The sequence below is a fragment of the Spirosoma sp. KCTC 42546 genome, assembly GCF_006965485.1.
Classification (GTDB): Bacteria; Bacteroidota; Bacteroidia; order Cytophagales; family Spirosomataceae; genus Spirosoma.
Window position 1 is genome coordinate 1,671,755 of the sequence record NZ_CP041360.1, and the last position, 13,870, is coordinate 1,685,624.

General features: G+C 48.5%; 8 protein-coding genes. All 8 read left to right on the forward strand.

Annotated elements, in window-relative coordinates; translation table 11 throughout:
• Positions 1-114 precede the first annotated feature (114 nt).
• Positions 115-3,321, forward strand: coding sequence for a TonB-dependent receptor (locus EXU85_RS06720; protein ID WP_142771337.1), 3,207 nt, complete (start codon positions 115-117; stop codon positions 3,319-3,321).
• A 154-nt stretch (positions 3,322-3,475) separates the two neighbouring features.
• A complete protein-coding gene (locus tag EXU85_RS06725; RefSeq protein WP_142771338.1) occupies positions 3,476-5,002 on the forward strand; it encodes a RagB/SusD family nutrient uptake outer membrane protein in 1,527 nt (508 codons plus the stop codon).
• Between the two features lie 314 nt (positions 5,003-5,316).
• Positions 5,317-8,019: a c-type cytochrome gene (locus EXU85_RS06730; protein ID WP_142771339.1), complete on the forward strand. Its 2,703-nt coding sequence runs from the start codon at positions 5,317-5,319 to the stop codon at positions 8,017-8,019.
• Between the two features lie 56 nt (positions 8,020-8,075).
• Positions 8,076-8,855: a DUF1080 domain-containing protein gene (locus tag EXU85_RS06735; RefSeq protein ID WP_142771340.1), complete on the forward strand. Its 780-nt coding sequence runs from the start codon at positions 8,076-8,078 to the stop codon at positions 8,853-8,855.
• Positions 8,856-8,960: 105 nt separating this feature from the next.
• Entirely contained in the window at positions 8,961-10,028 is a 1,068-nt protein-coding gene (locus tag EXU85_RS06740) for an aldose 1-epimerase family protein (RefSeq protein ID WP_142771341.1), read from the forward strand.
• A 153-nt stretch (positions 10,029-10,181) separates the two neighbouring features.
• Complete coding sequence (locus EXU85_RS06745) at positions 10,182-11,405, forward strand: class I mannose-6-phosphate isomerase (RefSeq protein WP_142771342.1); 1,224 nt, start codon at positions 10,182-10,184, stop codon at positions 11,403-11,405.
• Between the two features lie 106 nt (positions 11,406-11,511).
• Positions 11,512-12,546 carry a sugar phosphate isomerase/epimerase gene (locus EXU85_RS06750; RefSeq protein WP_142771343.1) on the forward strand — a complete coding sequence of 345 codons (1,035 nt, stop codon included), beginning with the start codon at positions 11,512-11,514 and terminating at the stop codon, positions 12,544-12,546.
• A 111-nt stretch (positions 12,547-12,657) separates the two neighbouring features.
• Positions 12,658-13,821, forward strand: coding sequence for a Gfo/Idh/MocA family protein (locus tag EXU85_RS06755; protein ID WP_142771344.1), 1,164 nt, complete (start codon positions 12,658-12,660; stop codon positions 13,819-13,821).
• Positions 13,822-13,870: the final 49 nt, after the last annotated feature.

Consider the following 13,870-nt stretch of genomic DNA (forward strand, 5'->3'; position numbering starts at 1 on the left):
AGGTGGGTAGGTATGGGAAAGTTGGTGGGGTATGATTGGTAATATTTGGGCATTAAACTGACTTTTTCCTGAATCTTCTTAACTAATTAACCTTATCACCTATCTAATACTTTTATGAAAAGACTCTATCAGTTAGTGGCACTAAGTATGGTGGCCGGCTCATTTTCAAGCTTTGCTCAGGAGCCCAAAGGGGTGTTAAAAAAAGAGCATCTGCTTCCCACAGAGTTACTGGCGCGAAATACCCCAAGCCAACATCGGGAAGTAACGGCCGACATTATCGTATCGGGTAAAGTAGTCGATGAGAAAGGGGCCGGATTGCCAGGTGTGAGTGTAGTCGTTAAAGGCACTACACAGGGTACAAATACCGATGGTACAGGTAGTTTCAAAATTTCAGCGCCCAACACCAACGCGACGCTTGTATTTAGTTTTGTTGGGTATGGCCGGAAAGAAGTAATTATTGGTAATCAAACATCGATCAACGTTACCTTAGCTCCCGATGACCAAACCCTGAATGAAGTGGTTGTGGTTGGTTATGGTAGTCAGATAAAGAAGGAAATTACGGGTGCCGTGCAAACGGTAAGTGCAGCAGAAATTAAAGATTTACCTGTTTCACAGATCGGCCAGAAACTACAGGGCCGATTAGCGGGTGTGCAGATCAACCAGGCCACGGGTAAACCGGGGCAGGGTATCAGTATACGTATTCGGGGTCAGGTGTCGGTTTCGGCGGGTAGTGACCCGCTGTATGTTGTCGATGGTTTTCCAATTACGGGGAACATTGCTCAACTTAACCCCGATGAGATTGAAGATCTTTCGATTTTGAAAGATGCTGCTTCAACCTCGCTGTACGGTTCACGGGCAGCCAACGGGGTTGTGCTGATTACCACCAAAAAAGGGAAACCTGGTCAGACAAACATTAGCTTTAATACGTTTGCGGGTGTGCAGCAAGTACCGATGAAAGGTCGGGTAAAAATGCTGAACGCCGTTGAGTTCGCTCAGTTCAAGAAAGAATATTACGAAGATCAGTTGCAGCCTGTGCCAGTCGAATTTCAAAATCCGTCTCAATATGAGGGCAAAAACAACGACTGGTATGATGCGTTGCTGCGCGTAGCGCCCATTCAAAGCTACAACCTGAGCGTTTCCAACAATACCGGCAAGGCCAATACGTCGTTGGTCGCTGGTGTCCTTAATCAGGATGGGGTGGTACTGAACAACAAATACAAACGGTACTCGCTGCGTCTGAACTCAAATTACAATATATCGGATCGGGTAACGGTTGGTTTTAATGTTGCGCCTTCGTACGTGTACGATAACACACCCCGGACAGATGGTGACCGTGGTACTGGTATTCTGTTCAACGCGCTGCATACCTGGCCCGTTATGCCCATTTACGATGCCAATGGCGAACTAACCAAATTCAACCAGTTTCCTGCTAGTACGGGTAATATTTTCCAATATCCAAACTGGTTGCGAGCTGCTAAAGAACTGATCAACGAAACCAAGAACACCAACCTGCTGGCGAATGCGTATATACAGTATCGACCAATTACTGGCCTAACCCTCCGGTCGACGATGAACGTAGAATACCAAAATTCTAAATTCTTCTTCTTTAATCCATCAACAGCGACAAGTGCCATTAACGTGCCAATCCCTACCACGGCTGTTTCGATTCGGCAGGGACTTGAGAATACATCTTGGCTAAACGAAAACCTGGCAACCTATACCCGCAGCTTTGGCGAACATAACTTTGAGTTGCTGGCTGGTTTTACCAATCAGTTTTACCGACAGGAATTCAGCCGGATTCAGGCCGATACGTATGCCGATGATCGGCTGCCTACTATTCAGGGAGCGCTCAACATAAACCGGGGTGGTACAAACAATGGCGTCAATCAATGGACATTAACCTCCTACTTGTCTCGTTTGACCTATAATTATAAAGGCAAATACCTGTTTACAGCAGCTGTTCGAACAGATGGCTCGTCTCGATTTGGTGCGAATAACCAGTTTGGTACCTTCCCATCGGCTTCGGTAGGTTGGGTATTGTCGGACGAAGATTTCATGAAAACAGTTATGCCCGTTTCGTTTGCCAAAATTCGGGCTAGTTATGGTGTAATTGGTAATAACAACATTGGTAACTATACGTCTTATGCATTGGTGAACAATACAACCAATGCTGTATTTGGAAGCACGGTGGCTACGGGAGCGGTTGTTACGTCGTTGGCTAACCCCAATTTGGGTTGGGAAACCACCAAGCAGTTTGATATAGGGCTTGATCTGGGTTTGTTGAACGACCGTATCCAGTTCATCTACGATTTTTATACGAAACGTACGACGAATCTGCTCTATGCCGTACAGGTTCCGCAGGAATCGGGCTTTACGAACTTCAATGACAATATTGGCGAAATTAAGTTCTGGGGTCATGAGTTCTCGCTGACAACCAAAAATACCGTGGGTAAACTGAAATGGACAACCAATGCCAACATTTCGTTCAACCGGAATCTGGTTGTTGCGCTGGCTCCGGGTATCGACCGTGTATATAGTGGTGTGGGTTTCCACATTACGCAGGTCGGTAAGCCCTTCGGCCAATTCTATGGTTTGGTTAAAGAGGGTTATTATCAGACGGCTGAAGAACTCAAGAGTTCACCCATCATTCCAGGTCGTTCGGCCATTGGTACAATCAAGTTTAAGGATGTAAATGGCGATGGGGTTATCACGAACGGTGGCGACGCCGACGACCGGACCATTCTGGGAAGCCCATTCCCCAAATTCACCTATGGGATTACCAATGACCTGAAATATGGCCACTTCGATTTCTCGATTACGGGTTCTGGCTCTTATGGTAACCAACTCTGGGTACGCCATTTATATAGTACAGCTAATCTGGATGCCGTGTTCAACATGGTTGAGGGTGTAAAAGACCGTTTCCGGGTTCAAAATACCATGATCAATGGTGTTGGCGTAGCCACCAATGTAATTACCAAAGGAGCAGGTCAGTTTGGTGCAACGAACAATGGGGGGAACTTCACCGGTATCGAGCGCGACTGGCATAGCTCACAGTTCCTGGCTGATGCGTCATTTTTTACCATCAAAAACATAACGTTTGGCTACAACATAGGAGCGGTTAATAAGCTCTTCAAATCGGCCCGGGTATACGCGTCGGTTCAGCAGGTCTATATATTCACGAAATACTGGGGTGGTCCGAATCCGGAAACCAGTGGAAACCAGGCAGGTGATGGCCCAGGCGACAATTTGAGCCAGGGTGTTGATTACTCGAACTACCCAGTACCACGTACCTATACAATGGGCGTTAACCTAAACTTTTAATTCATCGTCATTCATAGTGAGTAAATGGACAATGAATAATGTAAAATGAATACTAGTTAGTGTGCTATTATTCAAGCAGTTAATATTTATGCATTGTCCATTTTACATTGCCCATTTACTTACTATGAATGACCTATAAACTCATTCTGAATATATGAAACGTAACCATATAGCGACCTGGCTTTTAGCACTTGCCTTAACCGGTTGCAGCAAAGATTTCCTGACCGTAGTTCCCGAAACAGCGCTGAGTTCGGCAACGTTTTTCAAAACCGAAGCCGACTTTCAACAGGCTGTCAATGGGGCTTATGTTCCCCTTCGGCAGATGTTTAACGAGCGTGCCTGGGTGTTGGAAGAAATGCACTCCGACAATACCTATTATGCCCGTAATACGCTCTATGGGGCTGTTGACCCAACCGAGAACGTTGCTGATTTTGCTGTTCCAACGGCCGGTGGCGTTACCGCTAATGATAACGTGCTGGTGCAGTATCGGTTAAACTATGTGATTATTGCCCGGGCTAACCAGATTCTGTCGCTTATTGACGGCGCTGGCGTAACATTCGCTTCGGAGGCCTCAAAAAATAACCTGAAAGGGCAGGCTCTGTTCCTAAGAGCTTTTGCCTACTTCGATCTGGTTCGGTTGTTTGGTAAAGTACCGCTCCATTTAGTCCCTATTACGGGTCGGGAAGATGCGGCATTACCCCTAGCAACTACGGATGCTATCTATACGCAGATCGAAAAGGACGCGCTTGCGGCCAGTACCGCCTTACCGGCTAAATCAGCCCAGGCTGCCACAGATTTGGGTCGGGCTACGTCGGGAGCGGCTAAAACGCTGTTGGCAAATCTGTACATCACGCAGAAAAAGTGGGCACAGGCAGAACCGATACTGAAGTCGATCGTAACCAACGATGGCTATACGTTGATGCCAGACTATAACGATGCGTTTTCGTTTACTAGCGCCAATAAGAACAATAAGGAGTCTGTATTTGAGATTCAATACATGGAAGGCTCGGCCGGGTATAATGGTAACCAGATTTACCGGTTTCTACCCTCTCCAATATCAGCTGCGGAGATAGCCCCTATTACAGGAACGTCGAACCCACAGCCTACTTCTCAGGAGAGCAATAACATCCCAACACCGGACCTTATTGCTGCCTACGAAACGGGGGATAAACGCAAGGATATTTCTATTGGTTACGTTACGTTAAGCGGAAGCCTACGCGCCGACAAAACGTATCCCTATATCAAAAAGTACGCCCGGCCCCATTCGCTGAACCAAAATACTGGTCAGAACTGGCCCGTGTATCGTTATGCTGAAGTGTTGCTGTTTTTGGCCGAGTCGTTAAACGAGCAAGGCAAAACAGGTGAGGCTGCCACCTATATTAATCAGGTACGGGCTCGTGCGGGTTTGGCAGCTACAACGGCATCGGCTCAGGCCGATATGCGGGAAGCGATCTTCAAAGAACGGCGCGTTGAGCTGGCCTTTGAAAACAAGCGCTGGTTCGATCTGACCAGAACGGGTCGTGTGAAAGAGATCATTGGTGCGTACGGAGCAAAAGTAAAAGCTAACCCAGCTGCGTATTATTTCCCGGCTGGAGCAGTGCCGCCACCCAATGCGTTCACTGTGTTAGATGATTATTATGGCCTGCCTGCTGTTGAGGCTGCCTTAACGCCTAATTTCTAAACTTTAGCGGGTAATGAGGCATGTTTGCATAGTCTCATTACCCACTAATTCAGTACTCTTAATAGGTGATTCCGTAGTTGTATGAGGGACTCGCCACAAATAGTTTTATGTTGAATATAGGTTGGTAAGAATAAATCAATAGAAGCAGAATCGTTTCGGCTCTGCTTCTTTTCTTTCTCCTTCCAGCCTCCCATAAGCCGGTATATTGCCCGATCTCTACGCTTTATACGGATACAAGTAACAATCTAATCCGCTTTACAATCCGACTAATCGCCTATAAGGCATCGCTATTAATTTACTTACTCAATACGATTATGTTCTTCACGTACAAACCAGCCAGGTTGCTGCTTGCCGTATCGGCCGTCGTTCTGATTGGAGCCTCCTGGGTCAACATGGGCGGAGGTGCTTCCGAAACGGCCAACGCAGACAACCCAAAGATCGACAAACTAAAATTACAGCCCGGTTTCAAAGCGGAGCACCTCTATAGCCCTTCCGATAATAAACAAGGGTCGTGGGTAGCCATGACGTTTGATAATAAAGGACGGATGATAACCTCTGACCAGTACGGCTTTTTGTACCGGCTGGAGATTCCACCCGTTGGCTCAGGGAATCAGCAGCCTAAAGTGGAGAAGCTACAGGTTGGTATTGTTCAACCCGGCGATACCACAGTGGGTATGGGCTACGCCCAGGGCTTATTATATGCCTTCAATAGCCTCTACGTGATGGTGAATAACCGGGTGAACAAAAATTTTAATAAACCAACGGGATTATATCGCCTTCAGGACACCAATGGGGATGACCAGTTTGAGACAATAACCCTGCTGAAAGAGCTCAAAGGGCAGGAAGGTGAACATGGCCCGCACAGTATGAAACTTTCGCCCGATGGTAAGTCTATATACCTTGTTGCTGGAAATCACGTTGATGTGCCGCAAATGGATGCCTATCGCTTGCCATCGAACTGGAAAGAGGATAATCTGTTTCCGCAAATAAAAGACCCCCGTGGGCATGCCAACGACCGTATGGCACCTGGTGGCTGGGTAGCCAACATTGATCCGGAAGGAAAGCGATGGGAGCTGATAGGAGCCGGTTTTAGAAATACATTTGATATTGCCTTTAACGAAGCAGGCGATATGTTTGGCTACGACTCCGATATGGAGTGGGACTTTGGTCTGCCCTGGTACCGGCCAACCCGGATTTGTCATATTACCAGTGGGGCTGAATTTGGCTGGCGTACGGGCAATGGCAAGTGGTTGCCTGGTAATCCGGACAATTTACCGCCTGTTCTGAACATCGGTCAGGGATCGCCAACGAACCTGATGTATGGCGATAAGGCACGTTTCCCGGAGCGGTATCGCCAGTCGTTATTTGCCTTTGACTGGAGCTTTGGTATAATCTACTCGATTCACCTCAAACCCAAAGGCGCAACCTACGAAGCGGAGCGGGAAGAGTTTATTTCAGGATCGCCATTACCCTTGACGGATGGTATGTTTGGGCCTGATGGTGCCATGTATTTCCTGACAGGTGGTCGTCGCCTGGAGTCTGATTTATACCGGATTACCTATACAGGTACCGAGTCGGTAACGCCAGTAGCCAAAGCGCCTGTTATTACAAAAGAGCACCAGCTCAGAACGCAACTGGAGCAATATCATCAGGGAGCTAATCCGGCCGCTATTGCCGCTGCCTGGCCTAACCTGAATCACCCCGACCGTTTTGTACGCTATGCTGCCCGGATTGCCGTGGAGCACCAACCCGTAGCCCAATGGCAGGATCGCGTATTTACCGAAACCGATCCGCAACGCCTGACACAATCGGCAATTGCACTGGCCCGACAAGGCGATCCAACTCAGAAGAGCAAGCTGCTCAGCGCCTTGGTGAAAATTAAGTACGATCAGTTGCCAGAGTCGCAGCAGTTTGATCTGTGTCGTGCCTTCGAGCTAATCTGCCTGCGTATGGGTATGCCTGAAGGAGCTGATAAGGATAAAGTAGTTGCATATCTGAACCCCCACTACCCAGCCAAGACGGCCCTGATGAACCGGGGGCTTAGCCGGGTGCTGATTTCATTAGATGCGCCGGGTGTCGTGAACAAAACGCTGGCTTTGATGGATATAAAAGACGAAGCGGGTAGTCATGATCTTGGCCTCGAAACATCTACGGCTTCGTCGGATCTTATTCTGCGTAACCCACAATATGGGCTGGATATTGCCAAGATGCTGGAGAAGGTCCCACCCCTGCAACAGACCTTTTATGCAACCATGTTGAGCCGGGCAGATGCTGGCTGGACACCGGAACTTCGGAATAAGTACTTCGGTTGGTTTGCCAATGCGTTCAAATTTCAGGGTGGACGCAGCTATGTCGGGTTCATTGATAGAGCCCGTAAACTGGCGCTGGTACATGTACCGAAAGACCAGTTTGAGAAGTACAACAAATTATCAGGTGCCGATCTGCTGACCGCGTCGGGTAACGATTTTGTTAGCGACTACTCCCCCAAAGGCCCCGGTCGTCGTTGGGAGTTGGATAAGGCGGTTGCGGTTGTCGATAGTGGCTTAGGGAATCGTGATTTTGCAACCGGCCAAAAGATATACTCGGCTATTTTGTGCAGCCGTTGCCACTCAATGGGTGGACAAGGTGGCGATATTGGCCCTGATCTGACGCAGCTAGGCACTCGTTTCTCGAATAAAGACATCCTGGAAGCCATCATTAATCCTGATAAAGCAATTTCTGATCAGTACGTATCCAGCATTTTCACCCTGAAAAATGGAGAATCTGTTTTGGGGCGATTAGTTAATGAAGATAAAACGAGCTATTCGATTTCTCAGAATCCATTTGCGCCGGATCAGCTCCGTAAAATCGTGAAGGCATCGGTGGTTTCGAAGAAAAACTCGACTGTTTCAATCATGCTGCCTGGCCTGATCAATAGCCTGAATCCGAATGAATTGAAAGACTTGGTTGCCTACCTGAAATCGGGTGGTAATCAGGCAAATGATGTCTACAAGGCAACAGGAACGAAAGGTAAATAAAGTGTAGCGCGGACATCCTGTCCGCGCTACATAAAACACGTTAACGTGAAATTGACATGCTAAAAAGAAGAAATCTCAACTTTATCCAGCTAGGATTATTACTGGCGGTTATGGCAACCGCTACTATGAATACATCCTGCGTAGCACAAAAAAAGAAAGACAGCTTTGTTCAGATTTTTGATGGGAAAACGCTCAAGGGCTGGGATGGTGACCCTACATACTGGCGGGTCGAGAATGGAAATTTGGTGGGTGAAATCACGCCCGCTACCTTGCTGAAAACCAACTCCTTCATTATCTGGAAAGGTGGCGAGCCCGCAGATTTTGAATTTAAAGGGGAGTTCAACATTACCGAAGCGGGTAACTCGGGCATCAACTACCGCAGCGACCAATTAACGGATGTGCCCTTTGCTTTGCGAGGATACCAAGCCGACATCGACGGAAAAATCCGTTACACAGGCCAAAACTACGAAGAGCGCAAACGGACAACGCTGGCGTATCGAGGACAAAAAACAACGATACCCCCTTATAGCGGTGCCGCAACGCCCGAAGCGGTACGCGCAAATGTGAAAAACAATGCCTGGGGCGGCTTGACCGTAACGGGCTCATTAGGTAGCTCAGATTCCCTAAAGACGCTTATCAAAAGCGAAGACTGGAACACGTTTCGGTTAGTCATCAAAGGCAATCGGTTGCAGCATTACATCAACGATGTGTTGATGAGCGATGTCACCGATGAAGACACCGTTAACGGAAAATCAAAAGGGCTTTTGGGCGTACAGGTACACGTAGGGCCACCTATGAAAGTACAGTACCGAAACCTGATGTTGAAGCAGTTATAGTTTCGGTTTACAGTTTTTGGTTTACGGTGGGCTGGGCCAAACAATCTGGCGTCAGCCCACCGTAAACCAAAAACTGTAAACCATAAACCTAAAATACAACCAGTCTTGACTCCACAATCCTGGACAGATAAAGTATCCAATCCGGCCCAGATCGGCGGTATCGAAACGTCGATCATGGACAATGGATCTGGTCGCGGTACCCGAATTGCATGGATCAACACCGGCACGGGCTTGCGTTATAAAGTGGTCATCGACCGAGCAATGGACATTGCCGACGCCTTTTATAATCAACATAGCCTTGCCTGGCTCAGCCATACGGGAGTAACTCCACCCCAACCGTTTTCGGATAAAGGTGCTGACTGGCTTCGGACATTTGGTGGGGGCTTACTCACAACTTGTGGACTCTCGCACGTGGGCGGCCCTGAGCAGGATGCCTTTGGCGAACGAGGACTGCATGGGCAAATAAGTAATTGCCCCGCCGAAATCGAATCCATTATCCAGCCCGACCCACTAACCGGCAGACTGGACATGAGCATTACCGGACGAATCAAGGAGACGAAAATATTCGGTCCCTGTCTGGAACTGCGACGAACCATCTCCGGTACGTTGGGGCAACCTTATCTTCGGATTCATGACGAGGTGATTAATCGGGGAAATACGTCAACTCCGCACATGCTACTTTACCATTTTAATTTCGGTTGGCCCTTAGTGGATGAAGGCACCGATATTCTCTGGCAGGGTGCCTGGCAAACGCGAGAAGGAGGTATCAATGCCGACATCTTTCAGGAAGGCAACGACTTTCGCAAATGTCCCGCTCCGTTAGATACGCATAGCGGCACGGGCGAAGCGGTTGCCTCGATTGATGCCACCCCCGATAGTTCTGGTCAATGCACGGCTGGGCTCTACAATTCCAAACTGGATATTGCGATAGCGCTTCGGTTTCAGAAAGCACAATTGCCCTGGTTGATCAATTGGCAGCATTGGGGAAAAGGCGAGTATGTAACGGGGCTGGAACCAACAACCAATCCCTTGATTGGGCAGGCCAAGGCCCGCGAACAGAACGAATTGCTGTTCCTGGCACCCGGCGAAATCAAGTCGTATGATTTAGAAATCGAAATTTTACATGAGAAAGCCGCTATTACTGACTTTCTCTCAAAACACATGGACCGCTGATTTTTATGATTATTAAGATTATTACTGATTTATGGGAATAAGGGATTGTGCTTCTGCTCAGATAATACCTTATTCCCAGCAAGTTCAAAGTGAAATCATAACCTAATCATATTAATCATAAAAATCTGCGTTCAATTAATTAATAACCCCTGTATGGAAACAACGCCAACACTCAGTGTAATTGAAAAAGCATTAGAACAAGGAAAAGGAGTTTTACGGCTGACCCCCACCTGGGTTCCCCGGTCGTTTTGCGTACCAGGCCGACGAATTAAGCTGCATCCCGACGATTACTACGTATTAGGTGGTGAACGGGGCGGCATCGACGAACGCTGGTTCTCCTCAACCACGCCTGCTAAAAATGGTCCGCTAACGGGTGAAAATGAAGGGCTCAGCCACGTTGTCTTTAACGACGATGGCAAGGAGGTTCAGTTTCTGCTGAAAGACGCCGTGAGCGAACTGAAAGGCGAATTGATTGGCGATCGGTTGTGGAATGAATATGGTGCCTGGCCCATGTACTCCAAATTTTTTGATAACATGGGACCCCTGCCGCACCACCTGCACCATAACGATGAACAGGCAGCTTTGATCGGCCAATTGGGTAAACCAGAAGCCTATTATTTTCCACCACAAGTGAATAACCACGGTGGTGATTTTCCGTATACATTCATTGGTATCGCTCCCGGTACATCGAAAGAGCAGATTAAAGAGTGTCTGCAAAACTTCACCAAAGGCGATAACAAGATCACCAATTACTCGTCGGCCTATCGGCTGGAGCCAGGAACGGGTTGGGATGTGCCACCGGGACTGCTCCACGCACCGGGAAGTATGTGTACCTACGAACCGCAGAAAGCGTCGGACGTATTTGCCATGTACCAGTCGCTGGTGAACGAAGCCATTATTCCTGAAGAGTTGCTCTGGAACGGTACCCCAAAAGACCGCATTGGTGATTACGATCAACTGATGGAAGCCATCGATTGGGACTTGAATACCGATCCGCAAATGATGGCTAACCGATTCATGAAACCGCTTCCTGTTCGGGATGAGGAGGAAATGAAAGCTGCTGGATACAGTGAGGTCTGGGTCTGCTACAAGTCTGATGCGTTCAGCGCTAAGGAGTTGACTGTACTTCCTGGGCAAACCGTAACCATCAAAGACAGTGCTGCCTATGGCCTGATCATGATGCAGGGACATGGCAAACTAAACGATTGGGCTATTGAAACCCCTACCATGATTCGCTACGGTCAGTTGACCAATGACGAGTTCTTTGTGAGTGAAAAAGCCGCGCTGGAGGGCGTTACAATTGTTAACCAGTCGACTACCGACCCAATTGTCATGCTGAAGCACTTCGGTCCAAGCAATCCAGATTTAGTATTATAACTAGTGTATACGGTTTACGGTTTGAGGTTTACGGTTGGCTGACGCATAAATAGCGATGCGTCAGCCAACCGTAAACCTCAAACCGTAAACCTTAAACCATACTTTCATGAACGAGAATAATTATCCTAAACTCCACAACGCCATGTGGCCGGGTGTTGTTGGAAAAGGCCCCGATTCCGAGCCCGTTGTTGGTTTCGATACGATGCTGGAGCTAACAGCTGCGGCTGAAGTAGATGGGGTAAAATTCGATGGTGTTGATCTGGCGCTCTTCGAACATATCGATGTCAATATATCGGATGATGAGATTAAAAAACTAGCCGATAAAGTAGGCGGCTATAACCTGAAAATTGGCTCGTTGGTGGCGCCAATCTGGGGAGGCCCAGCTATGGGTAGTAAAGAAGACCGCGCCAACTTTGTTGAGATGGTGCGTAAATCTTGCCACATCGGTCAGAAACTAACCGAACTCGGTATTCGTCCCAGTGGTGTAGTGCGTATCGACTCCGCCAGTTCTCCGCACGATTGGGATGCCGATCCAACCGGGAATACTAAACTAATTGCCCAGACATTCCGCGAAGCCTGCGATGTAGCCGCTGAATACGGTGAAAAGTTGGCTGCTGAGGGAGAAATTTGCTGGGGTGGCATGCACAGCTGGAAAACCATGCTCGAAACGCTGGAAGCTGTTGATCGCCCAAACATGGGTTTCCAGGCCGATATGGCGCATACGTTGTTGTACACAATGGGCTACAACCGCGAACAGGACCGCATTTTACCCCCCGACTTCGACTGGAGCGACCGGGCCGCGCTCGAAGAAGCCCTTAAAACCTTAACGAACGCATTACGTCCCTGGACAATCGACTTCCACGTAGCCCAAAATGACGGAACGGTCTTTGGCTCGGGTTCGCACGATAAGACGGGTCGCCACTGCCAGGCATTGGACCCTAATGGCAAACTCGATGTTGTTCACGATGCGGGCTACTGGCTCCGCGACGAAAACGGCGTGCTGACCAAAGCCTTCAAGCACATTTGCTGGGATGGTTGTATGTTCCCCAATTCGGTGATGACAAATCAGCAGACCTGGAACGATATTCTGGCGACCATGATCAACGTCCGCAAAGCACACGGCTGGTATGAGGCCAGTTAACTTGTTTGAAGTTTGAGGTCTGAAGTTGGCAAACGAATCGGCTTCAGCAGTTTATGCCGGTTCGTTTACCAACTTCAGACCTCAAACTCCAAACCTCAAACCCTATAAAACATGGCATCTAAAAAAGAACTACGAATTGGTTTAATCGGCACCGGATTTATGGGCCGAACACACTCCAACGGCTATAATCGAGTCCCTAATTTCTTTCCCGATCTGGAATACACGCCGGTTTTGAAAGCCGTCTGTTCGCGCAATGCCCAAAAAGTGCAGGCGTTTGCTGACCAGTGGGGGTACGAATCTATCGAAACCGATTGGAAAGCGATGATTGCCCGGGATGATATCGACGCCATCGACATCTGTACCCCCAACGATTCGCACGCCGAAATTGCGATTGCCGCGGCTAAAGCCGGGAAGATGATCCTCTGCGAAAAGCCATTGGCTCGTACAGTAGCCGAAGCCCAACAAATGGTCGATGCGGTTGACGAAGCGGGTGTTGCCAATACCGTCTGGTATAACTACCGGCGTATTCCTGCCGTCTCGTTGGCGAAACAAATTATCGATTCGGGTAAACTAGGCCGGATTTTCCATTACCGGGCTAATTTTCTGCAGGATTGGACCATTAGCGCCGAGGTTCCGCAGGGTGGCACGGGCACCTGGCGTATGGACGTTGAAGCTGCTGGGTCTGGTGTAACGGGCGACCTACTAGCGCATTGCATCGACACGGCTATGTGGTTGAACGGTACCATTAAAGATGTATCGGCAGTTACCGAAACCTTCGTCAAAGAGCGCTTTCACCAGGGAACCGGGAAAGTAGAACCAGTCGGCATCGATGATGCCTGTATCTTCCATTGCCATTTCGAGAATGGTTCGTTAGGCCTGTTCGAGTCGACGCGCTATGCTCGTGGCCACAAAGCCCTGTACACGCTGGAAATCAATGGCGAAAATGCCTCTATCCGTTGGGATTTACACGACCTGAATCGCCTGGAGTACTTCGATTATGCCGATGACGGAATTGTACGCGGCTGGCGGTCGATTCACGTAACGGATGGTGATCAGCCCTACATGGATAAATGGTGGGTTCCCGGATTAGGCATCGGCTACGAACACAGCTTTATTCATCAGGTTGCAGATTTTCTGAAAAGTCTGGAAACCGGTACGCCCTGTTCGCCCAACTTCCAGGACGCCCTAGAAACCCAGAAAGTCTGTGAAGCCGTCATTGAATCAGCCAACTCCCGAAGTTGGAAGGATACGGGTGTTGAAGAGTTTACACAGTAAAAGATTGAATTTTTAATCCCGTAGGGATGACCTGTCAATAGTAAAGAGA

Coding starts and splice junctions, on each gene's coding strand:
- EXU85_RS06720 (WP_142771337.1), top strand. CDS start 115: ATGAAAAGACTCTATCAGTTAGTGGCACTAAGTATGGTGGCCGGCTCA.
- EXU85_RS06725 (WP_142771338.1), top strand. CDS start 3,476: ATGAAACGTAACCATATAGCGACCTGGCTTTTAGCACTTGCCTTAACC.
- EXU85_RS06730 (WP_142771339.1), top strand. CDS start 5,317: ATGTTCTTCACGTACAAACCAGCCAGGTTGCTGCTTGCCGTATCGGCC.
- EXU85_RS06735 (WP_142771340.1), top strand. CDS start 8,076: ATGCTAAAAAGAAGAAATCTCAACTTTATCCAGCTAGGATTATTACTG.
- EXU85_RS06745 (WP_142771342.1), top strand. CDS start 10,182: ATGGAAACAACGCCAACACTCAGTGTAATTGAAAAAGCATTAGAACAA.
- EXU85_RS06750 (WP_142771343.1), top strand. CDS start 11,512: ATGAACGAGAATAATTATCCTAAACTCCACAACGCCATGTGGCCGGGT.
- EXU85_RS06755 (WP_142771344.1), top strand. CDS start 12,658: ATGGCATCTAAAAAAGAACTACGAATTGGTTTAATCGGCACCGGATTT.